At 62.6% G+C, this 19,164-nt stretch carries 22 protein-coding genes and 1 pseudogene; 8 read left to right on the top strand and 15 right to left on the bottom strand.

Annotated features, from left to right (window positions below):
• The first annotated feature begins 15 nt into the window (after positions 1-15).
• Positions 16-528: a RidA family protein gene (locus ABIE40_RS26075; protein ID WP_130283713.1), complete on the top strand. Its 513-nt coding sequence runs from the start codon at positions 16-18 to the stop codon at positions 526-528.
• 9 nt (positions 529-537) lie between these two features.
• Here ABIE40_RS26075 and ABIE40_RS26070 read toward each other — a convergent pair whose 3' ends face one another.
• Positions 538-1,380, bottom strand: a complete 843-nt coding sequence (locus ABIE40_RS26070; protein WP_130283715.1) for an IclR family transcriptional regulator — start codon at positions 1,378-1,380, stop codon at positions 538-540.
• A 105-nt stretch (positions 1,381-1,485) separates the two neighbouring features.
• Here ABIE40_RS26070 and ABIE40_RS26065 point away from each other — a divergent pair, with 105 nt between their 5' ends.
• Positions 1,486-2,682, top strand: a complete 1,197-nt coding sequence (locus ABIE40_RS26065; protein WP_199625337.1) for an aminotransferase class V-fold PLP-dependent enzyme — start codon at positions 1,486-1,488, stop codon at positions 2,680-2,682.
• Between the two features lie 122 nt (positions 2,683-2,804).
• Positions 2,805-4,637 (top strand): ABC transporter ATP-binding protein, encoded by a 1,833-nt coding sequence (locus ABIE40_RS26060; protein ID WP_199625336.1) that lies wholly within the window; start codon positions 2,805-2,807, stop codon positions 4,635-4,637.
• On the opposite strand, the gene ABIE40_RS26055 is transcribed toward ABIE40_RS26060, so the two are convergent.
• The 3 genes from ABIE40_RS26055 to ABIE40_RS26045 form a co-directional block, all read right to left on the bottom strand.
• The gene (locus tag ABIE40_RS26055) at positions 4,634-5,059 is read right to left on the bottom strand and encodes a type II toxin-antitoxin system VapC family toxin (RefSeq protein WP_199625335.1); all 426 of its coding nucleotides are present in this window, start codon (positions 5,057-5,059) and stop codon (positions 4,634-4,636) included. The genes ABIE40_RS26060 and ABIE40_RS26055 overlap by 4 nt on opposite strands.
• Positions 5,060-5,302, bottom strand: coding sequence for a type II toxin-antitoxin system Phd/YefM family antitoxin (locus ABIE40_RS26050; protein ID WP_199625334.1), 243 nt, complete (start codon positions 5,300-5,302; stop codon positions 5,060-5,062).
• Positions 5,303-5,441: 139 nt separating this feature from the next.
• On the bottom strand, positions 5,442-5,660 hold the full coding sequence (locus tag ABIE40_RS26045) for a hypothetical protein (protein ID WP_112712111.1): 219 nt from the start codon (positions 5,658-5,660) through the stop codon (positions 5,442-5,444).
• 128 nt (positions 5,661-5,788) lie between these two features.
• Here ABIE40_RS26045 and ABIE40_RS26040 point away from each other — a divergent pair, with 128 nt between their 5' ends.
• Together ABIE40_RS26040 and ABIE40_RS26035 are read left to right on the top strand one after the other, a co-directional pair.
• Entirely contained in the window at positions 5,789-6,412 is a 624-nt protein-coding gene (locus ABIE40_RS26040; RefSeq protein WP_130283724.1) for a TetR/AcrR family transcriptional regulator, read from the top strand.
• Positions 6,413-6,487: 75 nt separating this feature from the next.
• Positions 6,488-6,676, top strand: coding sequence for a hypothetical protein (locus tag ABIE40_RS26035; protein WP_112712107.1), 189 nt, complete (start codon positions 6,488-6,490; stop codon positions 6,674-6,676).
• Here the strand turns inward: ABIE40_RS26035 and ABIE40_RS26030 are convergent.
• Positions 6,673-7,110: a DUF1810 domain-containing protein gene (locus ABIE40_RS26030; protein WP_199625333.1), complete on the bottom strand. Its 438-nt coding sequence runs from the start codon at positions 7,108-7,110 to the stop codon at positions 6,673-6,675. The two genes, ABIE40_RS26035 and ABIE40_RS26030, sit on opposite strands and share 4 nt — an antisense overlap.
• A 61-nt stretch (positions 7,111-7,171) precedes the next feature.
• Positions 7,172-7,447 (bottom strand): hypothetical protein, encoded by a 276-nt coding sequence (locus ABIE40_RS26025; protein ID WP_112712103.1) that lies wholly within the window; start codon positions 7,445-7,447, stop codon positions 7,172-7,174.
• Positions 7,448-7,679: 232 nt separating this feature from the next.
• Here ABIE40_RS26025 and ABIE40_RS26020 point away from each other — a divergent pair, with 232 nt between their 5' ends.
• The 3 genes from ABIE40_RS26020 to ABIE40_RS26010 are packed head-to-tail and all read left to right on the top strand — an operon-like array spanning position 7,680 to position 10,760.
• Positions 7,680-9,047 carry an amidase gene (locus tag ABIE40_RS26020; RefSeq protein ID WP_199625332.1) on the top strand — a complete coding sequence of 456 codons (1,368 nt, stop codon included), beginning with the start codon at positions 7,680-7,682 and terminating at the stop codon, positions 9,045-9,047.
• A 39-nt stretch (positions 9,048-9,086) separates the two neighbouring features.
• Positions 9,087-9,944, top strand: a complete 858-nt coding sequence (locus ABIE40_RS26015) for a sugar phosphate isomerase/epimerase family protein (RefSeq protein ID WP_199625331.1) — start codon at positions 9,087-9,089, stop codon at positions 9,942-9,944.
• A gap of 18 nt (positions 9,945-9,962) precedes the next feature.
• On the top strand, positions 9,963-10,760 hold the full coding sequence (locus ABIE40_RS26010) for an HpcH/HpaI aldolase family protein (RefSeq protein ID WP_199625330.1): 798 nt from the start codon (positions 9,963-9,965) through the stop codon (positions 10,758-10,760).
• Here the strand turns inward: ABIE40_RS26010 and ABIE40_RS26005 are convergent.
• The 9 genes and pseudogenes from ABIE40_RS26005 to ABIE40_RS25965 all read right to left on the bottom strand — a co-directional run bounded on the left by ABIE40_RS26005 (position 10,757) and on the right by ABIE40_RS25965 (position 19,154).
• The gene (locus tag ABIE40_RS26005; protein WP_199625329.1) at positions 10,757-11,434 is read right to left on the bottom strand and encodes a spermidine synthase; all 678 of its coding nucleotides are present in this window, start codon (positions 11,432-11,434) and stop codon (positions 10,757-10,759) included. The genes ABIE40_RS26010 and ABIE40_RS26005 overlap by 4 nt on opposite strands.
• Before the next feature lie 50 nt (positions 11,435-11,484).
• The gene (locus ABIE40_RS26000; protein WP_199625328.1) at positions 11,485-12,384 is read right to left on the bottom strand and encodes an ABC transporter ATP-binding protein; all 900 of its coding nucleotides are present in this window, start codon (positions 12,382-12,384) and stop codon (positions 11,485-11,487) included.
• Positions 12,381-13,184 carry an ABC transporter ATP-binding protein gene (locus ABIE40_RS25995; RefSeq protein ID WP_199625327.1) on the bottom strand — a complete coding sequence of 268 codons (804 nt, stop codon included), beginning with the start codon at positions 13,182-13,184 and terminating at the stop codon, positions 12,381-12,383. Before ABIE40_RS25995 ends, ABIE40_RS26000 begins: the two co-directional genes overlap by 4 nt.
• On the bottom strand, positions 13,181-14,059 hold the full coding sequence (locus tag ABIE40_RS25990) for an ABC transporter permease (RefSeq protein WP_413712516.1): 879 nt from the start codon (positions 14,057-14,059) through the stop codon (positions 13,181-13,183). The genes ABIE40_RS25995 and ABIE40_RS25990 overlap by 4 nt, the downstream gene beginning before the upstream one ends.
• A 13-nt stretch (positions 14,060-14,072) precedes the next feature.
• A complete protein-coding gene (locus ABIE40_RS25985) occupies positions 14,073-15,050 on the bottom strand; it encodes an ABC transporter permease (RefSeq protein ID WP_199625326.1) in 978 nt (325 codons plus the stop codon).
• A 56-nt stretch (positions 15,051-15,106) separates the two neighbouring features.
• Entirely contained in the window at positions 15,107-16,756 is a 1,650-nt protein-coding gene (locus ABIE40_RS25980) for an ABC transporter substrate-binding protein (RefSeq protein ID WP_199625325.1), read from the bottom strand.
• Between the two features lie 39 nt (positions 16,757-16,795).
• A pseudogene (locus ABIE40_RS25975) lies at positions 16,796-17,820 on the bottom strand (glycoside hydrolase family 3 N-terminal domain-containing protein).
• A gap of 24 nt (positions 17,821-17,844) precedes the next feature.
• The gene (locus ABIE40_RS25970) at positions 17,845-18,327 is read right to left on the bottom strand and encodes a GNAT family N-acetyltransferase (protein WP_112712082.1); all 483 of its coding nucleotides are present in this window, start codon (positions 18,325-18,327) and stop codon (positions 17,845-17,847) included.
• A gap of 185 nt (positions 18,328-18,512) precedes the next feature.
• Positions 18,513-19,154, bottom strand: coding sequence for a ThuA domain-containing protein (locus tag ABIE40_RS25965; protein ID WP_112712080.1), 642 nt, complete (start codon positions 19,152-19,154; stop codon positions 18,513-18,515).
• Between the last annotated feature and the right edge of the window lie 10 nt (positions 19,155-19,164).

Genomic DNA, 19,164 nt, shown 5'->3' with positions numbered 1-19,164 from the left:
GAAAACAGAAATCGCATGACAGGAGCCTACGTGAACACGTCTCCAGCTACCGCCAAGATCTCGGGCACGCCTGCCGAAAGGCTGGCCGCGCTCGGCATCGCCCTGCCGCCGGCGCCGCCGCCGATCGCCAACTTCGTGACGCATGTCATCGAGGGCAATATTCTCTATCTCTCCGGCCAGGGGCCGCGGGAAGCCGATGGCTTTCTGCACACCGGCAAGGTCGGCGGCACTGTCGGCGTCGAGGACGCCTACAAGCATGCGCGGCTGACAGGCATCAACCTGCTCGCCGTCATGCAGGATGCGCTGGGCGATCTCTCGCGCGTCAAGCGCGTCGTCAAGCTGCTCGGCATGGTCAATGCCGTGCCGGACTTCCTCGATCATCCGAGCGTCATCAACGGCTGCTCCGACCTCTTCAACGATGTTTTCGGCGAGGAAGCCGGCCAGCATGCCCGTTCGGCTGTCGGCTTCGGCTCGCTTCCCGGCAATATCACCGTCGAGATCGAAGCGATCGTCGCGCTCAGGGACTGAAGGGAGACGTCAGTGGTTGCGCCAGCCCATGATCTTTTCGATGCGTTCCGCCGACGCGCGCACATGCGCCGTGTAGCGGTTCTCGTCCGAAAAGGCCTTCTGTTCGGGAAGGACGATGGAGATGGTCGCAACGCACTCGCCGTCACGGTCGCAGATCGGCGAGGCTATGCAGGCAACCGCATAGTCCGATTCACCGGCCTGGATCGACAGGCGCGCGTCGAAAGCGGCGCCCGCCGAGCTCGACAGCACTTCGGCATCCATCTCGGCGCGTCCCGTCGGCGAGGTCTTGGCGCAGCGCTTGAAGAGTTCGACACGCTCGGCCTCCGGCAGGTGGCCTGCCAGCAGGCGACCGGATGCCGTCCAGTTCAGCGGCACGCGCGTTCCGACGCGCGATGCCACCTGGAAATGGCTCGGGCCGTCGGCCATGGCGAGCACCAGCATGTAATCGCCGTCGCGGCCGCAGACCTGCACGGTCTCGCCGGCTTCTCGGCAGAGATCGTGCATTTCATGGGTGGCAACGCTCATGAAATCCAGCGAGCGGGCATAGGCGAGGCCGTAGTGGTAGAGCCGCGGTCCAAGCCAGACGGATCCGTCCGTATTGCGCGTCAGCATGTTCTTCTCGACCAGATCGTCGACGATCACATAGACCGTCGACAGCGGCGCCTTGACCGCCTTGGCGATCGCGTAGACACCCGCCGGCGATCCGGTTTCGTAAAGGTAATCAATCACCTGCAGAGCACGGTCGATGCCGCTCACGCGCGAGCGGCGTGCGGTCTTTTCGCTGCCGGTCTCTTCGGCGGAGGTGTTGTCTTCGGAGTAAACCGGAGATGATGTCTTGCCGTCCAATTCCACGTCCCTCGTATGCAGATGCGAGTTTATTACATTACTATGGCATAGCCGTCACTGAGGCAAATCGCAACACCCCATGTGACCAGGCACTCGAAATTGGAGACAACAATGTCTGATGACATCCGCCCGTCGATCGGCCTTCGCCCGGTCATCAACGTTTCCGGCACCATGACCAGCCTCGGCGCATCGATCGTCGTTCCCGAGGCGATCGCCGCCATGTCGTCGATCCTGCCGCAATTCGTCGAGGTCAACGATCTGCAGCGCAAGGCGAGCGCCGTGATCGCCCGGCTGACGGGCGGCGAGGCCGGTTTCGTCACTGCGTCCTGCTCGGCAGGCATTTCGCTGGCGGTCGCCGGCACCATCACCGGCAACAATCTGCTGGCGATCGAAAAGCTTCCTGAAGTCATCACCGACAAGAACGAAGTTCTCGTGCAGATGGGCCACGTCGTCAGCTACGGCGCGCCCGTCGATCAGGCGATCCGTCTGGCCGGTGGCAAGGTCGTGCTCGTCGGGCAGGCCACCTCGACGCATCGCTTTCACATGGAAAATGCGATCACCGAAAAGACCGCCGCAGCTGTGTATGTGGTCTCGCATCATGTCGTCGATTACGGCCTGCTGAACCTCAAGGAATTCGTTGAGATCGCCCATGCCAAGGGCGTGCCCGTCATCGTCGATGCCGCTTCGGAATATGATCTGAAGATCTTCCTTGAGCAGGGCGCCGATATCGCGCTTTATTCCGGCCACAAGTTCCTGGGCGGCCCGACCTCGGGCATCGTCGCCGGCAAGAAGGAGCTGGTGCGCAACGTCTTCCTGCAGAACATGGGCATCGGCCGCGGCATGAAAGTCGGCAAGGAGAGCATCTTCGGCGTCATGGCGGCTCTGGAAGCCTGGGAGAAGCGCGATCACGCCGGCATCCGCGAGCGCGAGACGGGTTATCTCAATCTCTGGAAGCAGACGCTCGACGGCCGTCCGGGCGTCACTGCCCTGATCGAGCCCGACCCGACCAACAACCCGCTCGACCGCATGCGCGTCATCATCAAGGCCGATGAGGCCCACATCACCGCCTGGGATCTCGCCGATGCGCTGGCGCGCGGCACGCCGCCGATCATCGTGCGCGATCACGAGGTCGAGCATCACTATTTCTACCTCGATCCCTGCAACCTGCATCCGGGCCAGGAAAAGATCGTCGCCAGCCGTATTGGCGAGGAACTCGACAAGGCGCGCGCCTCCAACGAGATCATCGCGACGCCGATCGAGAACCGTAGCAAGCACCGCTTCGACGGCGCTCTGCGCTGGCCGGATTAAAAAGCGACGGCGGGGCGGTCTCCATACCCCTCCCGCCTGCCGGCCACCCTCCCCACAAGGGGGAGGGTTAAGACTGCCGCAGCGCCGGGCCTGCCGGGAGCAACAGAAACGAAGGAACGACCATGATCGCGGAAGCTCAGAAAAGTCAGGCCACGGAATCGGTTCTCTCCGTCCGGAATCTGACGACATCGTTTCTCGTCGACGGCACCTGGAAGCCTGTGGTGCGCGATGTCTCCTTCGATGTGGCACCGGGCGAGACGGTGGCGATCGTCGGCGAGAGTGGTTCGGGCAAGAGCGTCACCTCGCTGTCGATCATGCGTCTGCTGCAGGCCGATTCCAGCCGCATCGAGGGCAAGATCATGCTCAGCGGCCGCGATCTGCTTGCTCTTCCCGAAGAGCAGATGCGTAAGGTGCGCGGCAACGATGTCGCGATGATCTTCCAGGAGCCGATGACCTCGCTCAACCCGCTCTTCACGATCGGTGATCAGATCTCGGAAGCGCTGCTCTGCCACAGGTCGATGTCGAGGGCCGAGGCACGCGCCGAGACCATACGGCTGCTCGAGAAGGTCCGTATCCCCTCGGCCGCTTCGCGTTTCGACGAATATCCGCACCGCTTCTCCGGCGGCATGCGCCAGCGCGTGATGATCGCCATGGCGCTGGCTTCGCGCCCGAAGCTGCTGATCGCCGACGAGCCGACGACGGCGCTCGACGTGACCATTCAAGGGCAGATTCTCGACCTCATCAAGATGCTGCAGGAAGAGGAGGGCACCTCGGTTCTCTTCATCACCCATGACATGGGTGTCGTCGCCGAAATCGCCGACCGCACTGTCGTCATGTATCGCGGCGAGCAGGTAGAGACCGGCGAGACCGCCGACATCTTCCATCGCGGCAAGCACCCTTATACGCGCGCGCTGCTCTCGGCTGTGCCGGTTCTGGGCTCGATGACCGGCTACGAGCGCCCGCTGCGCTTTCCCGTCGTCAACACTGCGACCGGGGAATCCGACAAGCCGGTCGAAACGGCCGATACCGTCGCCTCGACCGCTCGTCCGGTTCTGGAGGTCAGAAACCTCACCAAGCGCTTCGACATCCATTCCGGCCTGTTCGGCAAGCTGACCGGCCGCGTCCATGCCGTCGAGAATGTCTCCTTCGATCTCCACGCCGGAGAGACGCTGTCGCTGGTCGGCGAATCCGGCTGCGGCAAGTCCACGACCGGCCGCGCCATCATGCGGCTGATCGAGGCGCAGAGCGGCTCCGTCATCGCCGACGGCAAGGATGTGCTGTCGCTTGATAAATCCGGTATGCGCGAGATGCGCAAGACTGTGCAGATGATCTTCCAGGATCCCTTCGCCAGCCTCAACCCGCGCATCCGCGTTGGTGATGCCATTGCCGAACCCTATCTCGAACACAGGATGGGAACCGCGAAGCACGCGAAGGAGCGCGTCGCCGATCTCCTGACCAAGGTCGGCCTGACGCCCGACATGGCCTTCCGCTTCCCGCACGAGTTCTCCGGCGGCCAGCGCCAGCGCATCTGCATCGCCCGCGCGCTTGCCCTGGAGCCGAAAGTCATCGTTGCCGATGAGAGCGTTTCCGCGCTCGACGTCTCGATCAAGGCGCAGGTGATCAACCTGATGCTCGACCTGCAGCAGAGCCTGAACCTGGCCTTCCTGTTCATCTCCCACGACATGGCTGTCGTCGAGCGCGTCAGCCACCGCGTCGCCGTCATGTATCTCGGCGAGATCGTCGAAATCGGCCCCCGCGCCGCCGTCTTCGGCAATCCGCAGCACGACTATACGAAGAAGCTGATGTCGGCGGTGCCCGTTCCCGACCCAGATCGCCGGCGCGAGAAGCGGGCGGCGGCAAATGACGAGCTCAGGAGCCCCATCCGGCCGGTCGACTATGCGATCAATCCGCTTGAATACCGGGAAGTGTCACCGGGGCACTTGGTGGCGCTCTAGATCAGACGCGCGGCGATCTCCAGCGCCGCGCTGGCTTCTGCCATGCGGCGGTCAAGCGTTACAAGTTCCGTGCGCGTCTCTTCGGAAATTGCCAGATGAAGGGCATCGCTGGCTCTGAGATTGACGTTTCGCTGAGCGGCAAGCTTTGCTGCGAGCAGAAAATGGCGCCGCTCGACCGGGATGAGCTCGAACGTTTCCATGACCAAACCGTCGAAGACGTTTTGAATCTCGGCTTGATAGTCGCTGTTGAGCTGTCCCGTGCGAATTTTCAGCGCTATGGCCGACGAAAATTCAGTCAGTGTCCAATCGCTGACGACCACGCGGGTTGTATTGACGGACTCCCACAGAAAGGCGCTGGCTCGTTCGCTTGCCTCTTCATTGACCAGTGCGGCAACGATGACTGACGTATCGAGATAAAACATTCAGTATCGTTCGCTATCGCGCATGTCGCGGACGAACGTACCGGCGTCCATTGATTGTTTCGGTTGCGAGTGGCGTAACGCGCGAAGAGCCTGCAGATCGATTGGCTTGCGCGGCTTCTTGATAGGGACGATCTCGGCGACCGGCTTTCCGCGCTTCAAGATCTGCACCGTCTCGCCTGCCTCGACGCGCTCGACGAGTTCGCTGAGATGCGTCTTCACGTCTGCCAAATTGACCTGAGTCATCGCTGCACCCTCATGACCATCTAGTTGGTCATATTATATCAGTCGCATCGGAGCAGCAAGCAACCGCCAAAAACAGCAAAAGCCGCCGCATGGGGGATTGCGGCGGCTTTCGCACGGGGGCAGGGAACATCCCCGGAGGTCAACCGAAGCAGCAAGCGGAGGGCGGGTTGCTTTTTGCCCGGTTGGCGATGGCGTTGATGAAATTGCCTACCTTCGAGGTACTGGCCTCGCGTTTGCGGGCTGCCGTCTCAAGGAGTTGCTTGAAGTCTTCAAGCTTGACGCCATCGGCGCGCATCACCATGGCGATCATCGGGTCGCGAAGAGCTTCGGAAATGGTCAGGTCTCTGTTCTGTGTCATGGTAAGTCCTCCTTTCGTGGGCAGCTGCCCGTGTTCCGCTGTCGCAGCCTGCCCTCTCGGCATTGACTTTGGCGATCAGCGGTGTTACCGGTAAGTAACAATGCATTTGTTACCGATCGGTCACATCGATGTCAAGGACTTCGTCCTCAAAAAAATCAGAAACTTCGAATGAAATCTCCCAGGGCATGACAGACGAAAAGATTCCCCCGCGGGAACGTATCGTTTCGACCGCTTCGGAGCTTTTCCGCGAGCACGGCATCCGCGGCATCGGCGTCGATGCCATTGCCGATGCGGCGCTCACCAACAAGATGACGCTCTACAGGCACTTCGGCTCCAAGGACGAACTGATCTGTGAAACCCTGCGGCGGGCATCGGAAAAGGCCGAGCAGATCTGGCGTGATCTCGAGACCGCCCATCCTGGCAATCCGCGCGCTCAGCTCGATGCCTGGGTCGAAGGCCGCGCGCACTGTCTGAACGGCGAGCCGGCGGGCTGCGATCTTGCCAATGCGGCGATCGAGTTGAAGGGCGAGGGCCATCCGGCCTATGGCGTCATCGAGCGCCACAAGGCCGATCAGCGCCACCGCCTCGTTGCCCTCTGCGCTGCAGCCGGTGCCAGCGAGCCGCAGCTCCTGGCCGATACGCTCACGCTTCTTCTCGAAGGTGCGCGCGTGACGCGCCAGGCAATGGGCAGTGGCGGTTGCTGCAGCCATTTTGCCAAGGCGGCCAGTGCTGCAATCGCTTCCTACTGCTAAAGCGCAGCGCCGCCGTGGAACCTCCGTGGCGGCGACGCGTTACCTTCCTGGTCAGGAAGAACCCGTGGCAGTGAGATGAACTACACTTACCTCCATCGCCTGTATGCCAAGCGCGCCGAGCTGGAAGCCAAGCTCGAGCTTCATGAAGCGCGCGACTGTTTCGGCGACGAAGAGGTCGAAGACGGCACCGAAGCCGATCTGCGCCAGCGCCTCAGCGAAGTCACCCAGGAAATCGACAATCTGGAACATTCCCCTGGCCGCTAGTTGGCGGCGTCCAGAAGCTCGACGGTGCGTTTGTCGAACTCCCCCGCATAATATTTGTCGATCGCCCGGTGAAAGGGCGACCCGTGGTCGCTGATTGCTGCAAAGAGCGTGAGCGACGACCGGAACTTCAGGTCGTCGGGCGAGCCCAGAATGTCGTGTGCGCTGCGATCATTGACCGAGAGCATCGCATCGACACAGCGAAGCAGCCGCGTTCCGAGAATCGGATCGGCCAGATAGGCGGCGGCTTCCTCGGCGGAACGGATGGCATATTTCTCCGCCATCGACGATGTTCCGAGGCCCGCGATTTGCGGGAAGATGAACCACATCCAGTGCGATCGCTTGCGGCCGGCCTTCAGCTCCGACAGAGCCTGGCCGTAGATGCCGTTCTGCGCGTCGATGAAACGGTCGAGATCGAAATTGAGATCACTGGACATGGGGCGCCTCCCTTATGCGGGGAAGATATGGGAGGCCGCGTGGATTTCCATGTCGCTGCCGTCAGCAGCCTTTTTCCGCGTAGGGGCTGTATTCGCGGCAGGAATCGAGATGGTGATGAGGGTGTGGAACGGAAGTGACCGGCGCGGCGATTGCCGAGGTCGTCACCGGATCGGTTGCGACCGGTGTGGTGAAGTGGCCGGTGAGGCCGACGATCGCGAGGAGCGCGATCGCTGCGACGACAACGAGCCGCTCTATGCCGGAAAGCCGCTGGGCCTTCACATGTTCGGCATAATCCTGCTCGCCGTCGCCGGCGCTAAAACTGTCAAAATTGGTCATGGCATGAACTCCGAATATTGCCGCGAGACCTGATATGAGCCACCGCTCACAGCAGGTGGGAGCCCGCGTGCGCCACACATTTATGTAGCCGCCTCATCAAATTTAAGCCGTCGCTTGGCAAACGCAGTGTTCAGAAAATGACATCAATAGCCGTTATTGCCCGATCCGGTACTGGCGATGACGGGCGATCCGCGGTAGGTCTTTGAGCCAGCAGAGATTGCGGATTTTCTCCATGACCAAATCATATGGCGCAATGTCCATTGCGCAGCTTTCTGTCCTTATTCAAAGCGGTGAAGCGGATCCCGTCGAAGTGACGGAATCGATCCTTTCAGGCATCAAATCCTATCCGGATAAGGCGATCTTCATCTCGCTGACCGAGGAACGGGCCCTTGCCGAAGCCGAGGCGTCGGCCGCGCGCGTTAAGCAGGGCCGTTCGCTCGGCGTGCTCGATGGCATCCCGATCGCCTGGAAGGATCTCTTCGACATCGAGGGCATGGCGACGACGGCAGGCTCGACGGTTCTCGCCGATGCGCCGCCGGCAAAGAACGACGCGGCAATCGTCATGGCGCTGAAGCAGGCCGGGATGATTGCGCTCGGCCGCACGAACATGAGCGAGTTCGCCTTCTCCGGCCTCGGCATCAACCCGCATTACGGAACGCCGAAAAATCCCCACGGCAAGGACCAGCCGCGCATACCGGGCGGTTCGTCGTCCGGCGCGGGTGCTGCCGTCGCAGCGGGCCTCGTGCCGGTGGCCATGGGTACGGATACCGGCGGCTCCATTCGCATTCCCGCCGCGCTGAACGGCATCACCGGCTACAAGGCGACCCGTGGCCGCTATGCCATGGGCGGCGTCTTCCCGCTGGCCAAGAGCCTGGATTCGCTGGGGCCTCTCTGCCGCACCGTGCAGGATGCCGTCTGGATCGACGCGGCGATGCGTGGGCGAACGGCGTCCGAAGTCCGCCGCCGTGGTATTGACGGCCTGGAGATCGTCATTCCCGAGAACATCGTCTTCGACGGTGCCGAACCGGGCGTGGTTGCGGCCTTCGAGGCGAGCGTCGAACGGCTTTCGCGCGCCGGTGTGAAATTCGCCAGGATCGCAATGCCGGTCTTCGACGAGATCATCGCGCTGATGGCGAAACATGGTCCGCTGGCCTCGGCGGAAGCCTTTGTTCTTCATCGCGCGCGCCTTTCCGGCCCCGAGGCCGATGGCATGGACCATCGCGTCGTGTTGCGCACCCGGCTTGGCGAGCGCACCAGCATGGCCGATTACGTGGCGATCCTGGAAGCGCGGACGAAGATGATCGCCGCCTCGGAATCGCTGATCGGCAATCGTCTTCTGGCCTTTCCTGCCGTCGCCCACGTTGCCCCGCCGATCGCGCCGCTGGAGCAGGACGACGATCTGTTCATCGCGACCAACGGCAAGACCCTGCGCAACACGCTGCTCGGCAATTTCCTCGACTGGTGCGGCGTCTCGATGCCCTGCGGCCGCGGCGATGCCGATATGCCCGTCGGTTTCCTGCTGTCGGCGCCTGCCAATTGCGACGAAGCGCTGCTTTCGGCAGCGCTGGCGATCGAGCCGGTGGTGCAGGAGGGGTTCTGAGACGGCCCGAAAGTTATCTGAAATCGGAGGAGTAAGATAATGACGTCATTGCCGAACGGCCGCTTCGCGGTCTCCACCTGGTCGCTGCACCGCCTGCTCGGGCCGACCTATTCCTACAGCCCGGATCCGGCCAAGAGTGCGGCCCGCCAGGAGCCGTACGGCGCTGGCGGCGCTTCGCTGATCGAGCTGCCGAAGCAGCTTGCCGAGCGCGGCATCTATCGCCTGGAGCTCTGCTCCTTCCACCTGCCGAGCCTCGACCCGGCCTATCTCGCCGAGTTCCGCGCCGCGATGAAGGCATCGGGCGTCTTGTTCCAGACGCTGCTCGTTGAAGACGGAGACCCGAGCCATCCCGAAACCGGCGAGCGCGATATCCGCTGGATTGCCGGCTGGATCGAGATCGCCAAGGCGCTCGGAGCGGAGAACATGCGCGTCATCGCCGGCAAGCAGAAGCCGTCGCAAGAGAGCCTGCAGCGCGCGCTGACGAACCTGACATGGCTGGCCGCGCAGGCCGAAGGCAGCGGTATCCGCGTCGTCGTCGAGAACTGGTTCGACCTGCTGCCGGCACCCGAGCAGATGAACTGGCTGCTTGACGGTCTCGAAGGCAAGATCGGCCTCAACGGCGATCTCGGCAACTGGTCGGCGCCTGCGAAATATGCCGGTCTCGCCGATATCATGGGCCGCGCCGAGCTTTGCCACGCCAAGGCCGATTACAATGCATCTGGGCTCGATGCTGACGACTACGGCAAGTGCCTGGAAGCCTGCCGCGCCGCCGGTTATGCCGGCCCCTTCACGCTGATCTACGACTCGCCCTTCTTCGCCGACGAGTGGGACGGCGTCCTTTTGCAGAAGGCCTTTATCGAGGACTTCTTGGAAACGCGCCAACGCGCAATCGCTTGAAATGCAAGGAGACATGACATGAGCGCCCCATCGCCAATCGACGGCTTCGCAGCAAAGATCAGGAAGGGCGGCCATGGCGGCCTGGTCTCGGCGTGGATCGGCATTCCCTCGCCGCTGATGGTCAATCATCTGGCGCAGGAGGACTTCGACTCCCTCGTCCTCGACATGCAGCACGGCATGTGGGACCTCGGCACTGCTGCGGCCACCGTCGCCCAGGTGCGGGTTGCCGGAAAACCGGCGCTGGCGCGCATTCCGGTCGGCGACTTCTCGGCCGCCTCGCGGCTTCTCGATGCCGGTTTCTCAGGCATCATCGCGCCGATGGTCAATTCCAAGGCGGATGCCGAAGCACTCGTCAGCTTCACCAAATATCCGCCGCTCGGCGAGCGCAGCTGGGGCCCGAGCCTGGCGCTCAACCATGTTGGCATTCCGGCTTCCGAATACCTGAAGACGGCCAACGACCTGACGGTGACGATCGCCATGGTCGAGACCCGCGCGGCGCTCGAGGCTGTCGACGACATTCTCGGCGTTGAGGGTATCGACGGCATTTTCGTCGGTCCTTCGGACCTGTCGATCGCGCTCTCGAATGGAGCCAAGGTGGCGCCGGATACGCCTGAGGTCGACAAGGAGCTGTCGCATGTGATCGCCCGCTGCCGGGCGCACAAGAAGTTCGTCTGCGCTTTTGGCAGCGACGGCGCTCGCGCCGGCGAAATGCTGACGCTGGGTTGCGATCTGGTGATTGCGGCAGGCGATTCCACGCAGATCCGAAACGGAGCCGCCCGCGAGATCGCGGCAGCCCGCAACGGCTTCAAGCGCTAACGGCCGGGCTTCACCGCCAGCCAGATGACATGGCGCGCGCCGCGTCCCTTTCCGGCGCGCGTGCTGACCGCTTCGGTGGCAAAGCCGCCATCCTTGAGGCGGCGGGTAAAGCTCGTATCCGGGCCTGACGACCAGACGGCGAGAACGCCGCCGCCGCGCAGTGCGGCCTTGGCGGCGTTGATGCCGCCGTAATCGTAGAGCCGGTCGTTGGATTTGCGCGTCAGGCCATCTGGGCCGTTATCGACATCGAGGAGGATCGCATCGAACCCGGCCTTCGCGGCGCGGATTGCTTCGCCGACATCGCCTTCGAAGATCGTCACGCACGGATCGTCTAAACATCCCTTGAAGACTTCGGCCATCGGGCCGCGCGCCCAGGCGACAACAGCTGGCACAAGCTCGGCTACCACCACTTCGGCATCATCGGGAAGGACGGCAAGCGCTGCCCGGAGCGTAAAGCCCATGCCGAGACCGCCGATCAGAACTTTCGGGCGCTTGCGGCCCTTGATGCGCTCGTAGGAGAGGGTGGCAAGCGCCTCTTCGGAACCGCTGAGACGGCTGTTCATCAGCTCGTTGGCGCCGAGCATGATGGAGAATTCCGAGCCGCGCTGCTTCAGCCGCAGTTCGCCGCCGTCGCCGGGAATGGTTGCCTTGTCGAGTTCGATCCAGGGGAGCATGCCGTTTGCCTTCTATTCGGCCGCTCCCCTAGCATAGGCAGGCGAGCAAGTCACAGGCTGCGGGCAAAATGTCCGGGTGATGCCTCGACGATGGTATCCTGCGTCGCGGCGGCGGCCTTGCGGATGCCATCGACCTCTTCCGGCTTCAGCCGCGTTTTGGGATCATCGAAGCGCACATCCGGATCCGGCACGGCGGAAAGCAGCAGCCGCGTATAGGGATGGATCGGATTGTCGATGACATCCGCCGTCGGTCCCCATTCGACAATCTGGCCGGAATACATCACGGCGATATCCTCGGCGACATAGCGTGCCGTGGCGATATCATGGGTGATGTAGAGAAGGCCGAGATTCATCTGCTGCTTCATCTCGTTCAGCAGGTTGAGGACGCCGAGGCGCACGGAAACGTCGAGCATCGAGGTCGGCTCGTCGGCGACGATGATCTCCGGCTTGGCAGCAAGCGCACGCGCGATGTTCACGCGCTGGCGCTGGCCGCCCGAGAGTTCGTGCGGATACTTGGCGGCAACGATATCGGGATCGAGCCGCACGCGCTGCAGAAGCTCGCGCACGGTCGCATCGATCGCCGATGCCTTGATATCGGGGCGATGCAGCTTCAGCGGCCGCGTCAGGTGATAGGCGATCGTGTGCGCCGGGTTCAGGGAGGCGAACGGATCCTGAAAGATCATCTGCACCGAGCGCCGGTAGTCGGCGAGCTCGGCACGGCCGACTGCTTCAACGGGCTTTCCCTTGTAGAGGATCTGGCCTGTCGTCGGCGCATATTCGCGCATCGCCATGCGGGCGCAGGTGGTCTTGCCGCTGCCGGATTCGCCGACCAGTGCCAATGCGCGGCCGGGATGTAGCGAGAACGAGATCGAGCGGGCGGCATGCACCGTCGAGCTACCATGGCCGAAGGTCTTGTTGACCTTGTCGAGAGAGAGGATCGCTTCGCTCATGCGAGCACGCCTCCATGCAATGAGGGGAAGGAGGCCCAGAGCTTCTTGGTATAGTCATGCTGCGGCGTCTTGTAGATCGCTTCGGCCGTGTTCTGCTCCACAAGCTTGCCGGCGAGCATGATGCCGATGCGGTCGCAGAACTGCACCATCAGCCCGAGATCATGGGTGATGAACAGCACCGAGAAGCCGAACTGGCGGCGGAGCTCGTTGATGCGCTGCAGGATTTCGCGCTGGACGACGACGTCGAGCGCCGTCGTCGGCTCGTCCATGACGACCAGCTTGGGGTCGAGCGCCATGCAGATGGCGATGACGATGCGCTGGCGCATGCCACCGGAAAACTGGTGCGGATAGTTGCGCATCCGGTCCGGGGCGATGTCGACGAGCTTCAGCATCTCCGCGGCGCGCTCGCGCGCCTGCGCCTTGGTCATGCCCTTGTGCGTCTTCAGCACGTCGTAGAACTGGTCCTCGATGCGCAGCACCGGGTTCAGCGAGTTCATGGCGCTCTGGAACACCATGGCGACTTCGCGCCAGCGGAAATCGGCCAGCGCCTGCTTGTCGAGATCGAGCACGTCGCGGCCGGCGAGCAGGATTTCGCTGCCCCTGCGGATCAGCGCCGGCGGCTTGTGCAGGCGGCTGATGGCGAAGGCGATAGTGCTCTTGCCGCAGCCGGATTCGCCAGCGAGCCCGAAGACCTCGCCGGGGGCGACGTCGAAGCTCACATCGTCGACGGCGCGGAAGTCCTTTTCCTCGCCGATATAGTCGATGGTCAGGTTCTTGACCGAGAGAAGCGGCTGGCTCACAGACGGCCCTCCCCGGTGCGGATCAGTGCCTTCCAGCGGCCGAGCTGGCCACCGGTGCGAAGCCGCGGATTGGCGACTTCATCGACCGCGAAGTTCAGGAGCGACATGCCGATGCCGAGCAGTGCGAGCGCAAAGCAGGGCGTCAGGATATCCCACCAGGCGCCGACCGAAAGGGCGGATGCCTTCTGTGCATTGTAGAGCATGGTTCCCCAGGACACGACCTTGGGATCACCGAGGCCGAGGAATTCCAGCGTCGCTTCGGTGATGATCGCGAAGATGACGCTGCCGATGAAGTTGATGCCGACGATCGAGATGACGTTCGGGAAGATCTCGAACATCATGATGCGCCATTGCGGCTCACCCATGGTCTCGGCCGATTTGACGTAATCCTTCTGCTTCACGGAGAGCGTCTCGGCGCGGGTGACACGCGCGCCCCAGGCCCAGGAGGTGCCGCCGAGGATCAGCGCGATGACGAGCGGGCTGGCCTGGCCGATGAAGGCGGCGAGCACGAGGAGCAGCGGCAGGTTCGGAACGACGAGCACCATATTGGTGAAGAAGCTGATGACTTCATCGGTCTTGCCGCCGCGATAGCCGGCGATGATGCCGAGCGCGGTGCCGACGATGGTGATCAGCAGGCCGGCGCCGAAGCCGACGGCGAGCGAGGTGCGCGCGCCGTAGATCAGCCGCGAGAACACGTCCTGGCCGATGCGCGTCGTGCCCAGCAGGTGATCGAGCGACGGCGCCTGGTGCGGCCGGCCGGTGCGGGCGGTCGGGTCATATTGCGTGATCAGCGGCGCGGCGATGGCGACGATGATGATGAACAGGATGATGGCGACGCCGACGAGCGCCTTGCGATTGCGCAGGAGCCCGGAAATGAGGGTCTTCATGTCACGCTCCCTTCAGTCGCGGATCGAGCAGCACATAGCTGACATCGACGATGAAATTGGCGACCAGCATGGTCGTGGTCATGATCAGCAGCTGGCCCTGGATGACGGGATAGTCGCGCGCCAGGATCGCCTGATAGAGAATGTTGCCCATGCCCGGATAGTTGTAGACGACCTCGGTGACCAGCGAGCCGCCGAGGATGGTGCCGATGGCGATCGCCAGCGACGAGACGGTCGGCAGCAGCGCGTTGCGGGCCGCATACCAGATCATCACATGCCGGTCGGAGAGGCCCTTGGCACGGGCCATGACGATATAGTCTTCGCCAAGCAGGTTGATCATGTTGTTGCGCATGGTCACCGCAAAGCCGCCGGTCATGACGGCGCAGAGCGTCATCATCGGCAGGAAGGCATGGTAGAGGACGCTGCCGATATATTGCAGCGTGAAGGCCGGATCGAGCGACGGATCGGCGGCATAGCCGTTCGGAAACCAGCCGAGCGTGAAGCCGAAGATGAAAACGACGATCAGCGAGGTGACGACGGCGGGAATCGAGGTCGCGAAGATCGCGACGACCGAGACGATGACGTCGAAAGCGCTGCCGCGGCGCCATGCGGCGAGAATGCCGAGGAAGCTGCCGATGGTGAAGCTGATGATCGTGGCGCTGCCCATCAGGCCGACGGTCCAGACGAGCGCGTGCCCGAGCACGGAGGTGACCGGCAGCGGGAAATACTTGATCGACCGGCCGAGATCGCCGGTGAAAATGCTGCCGAGATAGGTCAGATACTGCTGCCAGAGCGGGCCATCGACGAAGCCGAAGGTGAGCTTCAGCGCGTTCAGGCTCTCGGGCGGCAATTCGGCGCCGGCGCTGGAGAACATGATCTGCACCGGATCACCCGGCATCAGGCGCGGCAGGAAGAAGTTGATCGTCGCCGCCGCGATGAAGGCTGCCAGATAGAAGGCCAGGCGGCGTAACAGGAAAGCCATGGAAACTCCGTGAAATCGGGAGCGGCGTAGGGGCGCCGCTCCCGAAGCTCCGTTGCTTACTTGACCGGCTCGAGGGCGAGCAGGTTCAGAAGGCGAGCGGGGTTGGTGCGCGAGATGGACGGATTGACGAAGGGGTTCTCCTTGGTCGACCAGCCGGTGAAGCGCTTGGTGTTGTACTGATACCAGTTCGGATTGTTGAAGACCGGGATCATCGGCAGGTTCTCGGCGACGATGCGCTGAGCCTTGTTCATCGCTTCCTTCTGCTTGTCGAGATCGGCAGTGTGCGTGAACTGGGTGACGAGGTCTTCGACTTCAGGGCTGAACCAACGCTGTGCCGTAAAGCGCGTCTTGCCCTTGTCCGAAGCGCTGAAGGCGCGCTTGTAGGGATAGTAGGGCGAGGACGATGCCGGAAGGCTGTTGATCGCCGCGTCGAACTTGCCTTCGATGAGGTCCGAGGTCCAGACGGCTTCCTCGGGGGTCTCGATCTTGGCGTCGACGCCGACCGCCTGCATGCCTTCGATGGCGATGTTGACGGTGTCGATCCAGTCGGTCCAGGAGTTCGGAACGATGATCGTGAACGAGATTTTCGAACCATCCGGGTTGTCGCGGAAGCCGTCGCCGTCCTTGTCCTTGTAGCCGGCCTCGTCGAGCAGCGCCTTTGCGGCGTCGGCGTCATAGGCGGCGAACTTGCCGAAGTCGGCCTTCACGGACGGGTCCGCCCAGCTCTTGTAGAGCTCGCCCATCAGGCCCGGGTCTTCGTTCAGCGTCGGGTAGCCGTAGCCGGCAACGTCGATCATCGTCTTGCGGTCGAGTGCCATGGAGACCGCGCGGCGGAACTTGACGTCGTTGAACGCCTTCTTGTTGGCTTCGTTCGCCGTTTCCTGGTTGAACAGGAAGGCAACCATGCTGCTCGGCGAATACCAGTAGTGATAGTGGTCCGGGTCCTTCGAGACATAGACGTTGTCGATGTCAGGAATGAAGGAGACGCCCCAGTCCAGCGTGCCGTCGGCGGTCGCCGTCAGGATCTGGTTGTTGTCGGCGAGCTGCGGGAAGCGCATGCAGTCGACCTTCAGGTGCTCGGCATCCCAGTAATTCGGGTTGCGGCACTGGTCATAGGTCTGGCCGGTAAAGCGCGGAACTTCGGTGAGCGGGCCGCTGCCGACAGGGGTCTCGTTGGCGAAGGTGACCGGATCGGCAACGTCCTTCCAGACATGCTCGGGAACGATCGGCAGCTGCGACAGCTGCTCGGCGGCGAGCGAGCTCGGGTCCTTCAGCGTGAAACGGACGGTCTGGCCGTCGACGGCTTCGACGCCGGTGATGAAACTCCAGATGCTGACGAAATCGAGCGCCGGGAACTTCTTCAGGTATTCGTATGTGAACTTGACGTCCGCGGAGGTCAGCGGCTTGCCGTCCGACCACTTGAGGCCGTCGCGCAGCTTGAATTCGATCGTCTTCAGGTCATCAGACTGCTTGAAGCTTTCGGCCAGGCGATAGACCGGCTTGTTGCTGTCGAAGCGGTTGAAGATGACCAGCGGCTCGTAGATGAAGTCGAGCGTCGACTGGCGTGAGGACGTCTGGTTGAACGGGTTGAAGTTGCGCACCCAGGTCGTTGCCGGCTCGATGTTCGCGGTCAAAACGGTTTGCGCCATGGCGGTGCCGGACAGCAGTGACAGAGCTGTCGCGGCGGCGAATATGTATTTTTTCACTTTATTCCCCTTGCTTGGTTACTTCGCGATCCGTGCTGGTCAGGCGGCCAGCACGGTCTTGAACATGTCCTCGACTTCCGCATGGGCGGCGCGGACGTCGATCTTGAGATTGCCGAGGCGGGCCTTGCCGGCCTCGATGCGGGCGATCGCGGCGTCGGTCAGCGGGCGGGCGGCCTTGGCGGCCGCTTCGCTTTCCGGGATGTCGCCATGGCTGTGGAGCGCGATGTCGAAGCCGGCATCCAGAACCTGAGCGACGCGCTCCGGCATGGTGCCCTGCAGCGATTCCATGAAGATGCAGTCGGAGATCAGCACGCCTTCGTAGCCCATGTCCTTGCGGATCACGTCATGCATGACCGGCGAGATGGAGGCGGGCAGTTCCTTGTCATAGGCCGAATAGACGACATGGGCGACCATGGCCCAGGGCGTATCCTTCAGCGCCACGAAAGGCTTGAAATCGGTCGCTTCGAGCGTTTCGCGGGAGGCGTCGACGACAGGGCGTTCCTTGTGGGAATCGAGCGTCGCGCGGCCGTGGCCCGGGATGTGCTTCATGACAGGCATGTTGCCGGTTTCGAGCAGGCCATCGACGACCTCGCGGCCGAGGGCGGCGATAAAATCCGGATCCGGGCCGAAGGAGCGGGCGCCGATCACAGCGCTCGTCGTCGAAAAGACGAGATCGAGCACCGGCGAGCAGCCGCTCGAAAGGCCAAGTTCCGTCATCATCGCCCCCATGGCCTGGGAGGAAAGACGAAGGGCACGCTTGCCGAGTTCGAAATCACGTCCGGCGAGCTCGGCAAAGGCGCAGAAGCTGCGGAACAGCGGCCAGGGGCCGGCGTCGAGATGCTGTACGCGGCCGCCTTCCTGGTCGGTAAAGACAGGTGCGTCATCGCGGCCGACGGCTTCGCGGAAGCGGTCGATCAGGATACGGACCTGTTCCGGGTTCTTCTCTGGTTGCGGCGGCCGACGAAGAGGCCGAGCGGGTTGGTTTCGCGAAACATCGCAAATTCGTCGTCCGACAGGGTGGGATTCGGCATGCCGACGAAAAGGGCGAGGGGGGTCTTGGACACTCTTTATGCTCCGGTCTTGAAATGTCAGGTCTTCGGCGCGCTTCTGAGCATGCCTTCGTAAACGCCCTTGTCGGGCGCGGGGATCGGCACGGCGCCGGCAGTCTTGGCGTAGAAATCGACGGGGCCCGCATCGCCGATGAAGGCGTAGGCGTGACCGAGGGTCTTCATGGTCTGCAGGGAGGCGGAAAACAGCGCCAGGCCGATGCCCTTGCCGCGGGCCTCCCTGGCAACGCCCGTCGGGCCGAAGAAGCCGCGAGCAGTCGTGTCGTAGCAGGCAAAGCCGAGCAGCTTTCCGTCCTCGACGGCGATGAGACAGGCATTCGGCTGGCGGGAAAAGGCGACGGTGACTTCGCTTGCCCAGTTCTCGCTGAAATGTTCGCGGACCCAGGAGGTGACGACATGCATTTCCGGCGGCAAGGCAGGCCGGATTTTGACACCGGTTTCAACCGCCTTTGATTTGAGTTCGTCGAGCTTTTTCGAATATAAGCTCACCAGCAGGTCGGGCACCTGTGATCCTCCATATATTCCGTTATTACGGAATGTATCCCCTTTTAATGACATAGACTTCGCGATTTCGATCAGTCTTGTCAACAGGGAATCTGGCGGATGACAGAAGGCCGCGCCGTGCCGCGCCCAATGAAAATGGCCCGGCGCAGGGCCGGGCCATCAAAGAAACGCGAAAGATCAGATATTTACCTGGCTGCCCAGTTGGCACCACGGCGGAAGATCGTCTTCATCTGCGGCACGCTGAATTCCTTGGCCTGGTGGCCGAGCGAGGAATAGAAGACCCGGCCCTTGCCATATTTGCGCTTCCAAACGACGGGCATGACGACTCCATCGATCCAGTAGGCGTGGTCGCCGGTAAAGGTCGTCGTCGCCAGCACCTCGTTCGAGGGGTCGACATGCATGTAATATTGCTCCGACGTGTAGGGGAAATCGGTGATCCCCTCCATGACCGGATCGTCCGGGCGGGTGATGTTGACCTTGTAGTCGATGATATTGCCCGGATGGGCAACCCACTGGCCGCCGATCATGAACTGGTATTCGACGCACTCGCGAAAGCTGTCGCCGGCGCCGCCGTGATAGCCGGCAATGCCGACGCCATTTTCGACGGCGGCCGCGAGATTCTTGATCTCTTCCTTCTCGATCTTCGACATCGTCACGATCGGCACGACGAGGCTGAGGTCGTGCACGGAAGGGTCGGCGAAGGCTTCGGTGCTGTGCTCGACATAGACCTTGAAGCCGTCCTCCTCCAGCATGTCCTTGATGATGGCCGCGCATTCCTGCGGCTCGTGGCCGCTCCATCCGCCCCAGACGATCAGTGCTTCACGCATTTCCATTCCT

This window comes from Rhizobium sp. OAE497 (assembly GCF_040546565.1).
Lineage (GTDB): Bacteria > Pseudomonadota > Alphaproteobacteria > Rhizobiales > Rhizobiaceae > Rhizobium.
This window is presented reverse-complemented; position numbering and strand designations above follow the sequence as displayed.

What these genes read in the sequence shown, in the direction of transcription:
- ABIE40_RS26075 (WP_130283713.1), top strand. Translation starts at nt 16, where the DNA reads ATGACAGGAGCCTACGTGAACACGTCTCCAGCTACCGCCAAGATCTCG.
- ABIE40_RS26065 (WP_199625337.1), top strand. Translation starts at nt 1,486, where the DNA reads ATGTCTGATGACATCCGCCCGTCGATCGGCCTTCGCCCGGTCATCAAC.
- ABIE40_RS26060 (WP_199625336.1), top strand. Translation starts at nt 2,805, where the DNA reads ATGATCGCGGAAGCTCAGAAAAGTCAGGCCACGGAATCGGTTCTCTCC.
- ABIE40_RS26055 (WP_199625335.1), bottom strand. Translation starts at nt 5,059, where the DNA reads ATGTTTTATCTCGATACGTCAGTCATCGTTGCCGCACTGGTCAATGAA.
- ABIE40_RS26050 (WP_199625334.1), bottom strand. Translation starts at nt 5,302, where the DNA reads ATGACTCAGGTCAATTTGGCAGACGTGAAGACGCATCTCAGCGAACTC.
- ABIE40_RS26045 (WP_112712111.1), bottom strand. Translation starts at nt 5,660, where the DNA reads ATGACACAGAACAGAGACCTGACCATTTCCGAAGCTCTTCGCGACCCG.
- ABIE40_RS26040 (WP_130283724.1), top strand. Translation starts at nt 5,789, where the DNA reads ATGTCAAGGACTTCGTCCTCAAAAAAATCAGAAACTTCGAATGAAATC.
- ABIE40_RS26035 (WP_112712107.1), top strand. Translation starts at nt 6,488, where the DNA reads ATGAACTACACTTACCTCCATCGCCTGTATGCCAAGCGCGCCGAGCTG.
- ABIE40_RS26030 (WP_199625333.1), bottom strand. Translation starts at nt 7,110, where the DNA reads ATGTCCAGTGATCTCAATTTCGATCTCGACCGTTTCATCGACGCGCAG.
- ABIE40_RS26025 (WP_112712103.1), bottom strand. Translation starts at nt 7,447, where the DNA reads ATGACCAATTTTGACAGTTTTAGCGCCGGCGACGGCGAGCAGGATTAT.
- ABIE40_RS26020 (WP_199625332.1), top strand. Translation starts at nt 7,680, where the DNA reads ATGACCAAATCATATGGCGCAATGTCCATTGCGCAGCTTTCTGTCCTT.
- ABIE40_RS26015 (WP_199625331.1), top strand. Translation starts at nt 9,087, where the DNA reads ATGACGTCATTGCCGAACGGCCGCTTCGCGGTCTCCACCTGGTCGCTG.
- ABIE40_RS26010 (WP_199625330.1), top strand. Translation starts at nt 9,963, where the DNA reads ATGAGCGCCCCATCGCCAATCGACGGCTTCGCAGCAAAGATCAGGAAG.
- ABIE40_RS26005 (WP_199625329.1), bottom strand. Translation starts at nt 11,434, where the DNA reads ATGCTCCCCTGGATCGAACTCGACAAGGCAACCATTCCCGGCGACGGC.
- ABIE40_RS26000 (WP_199625328.1), bottom strand. Translation starts at nt 12,384, where the DNA reads ATGAGCGAAGCGATCCTCTCTCTCGACAAGGTCAACAAGACCTTCGGC.
- ABIE40_RS25985 (WP_199625326.1), bottom strand. Translation starts at nt 15,050, where the DNA reads ATGGCTTTCCTGTTACGCCGCCTGGCCTTCTATCTGGCAGCCTTCATC.
- ABIE40_RS25965 (WP_112712080.1), bottom strand. Translation starts at nt 19,154, where the DNA reads ATGCGTGAAGCACTGATCGTCTGGGGCGGATGGAGCGGCCACGAGCCG.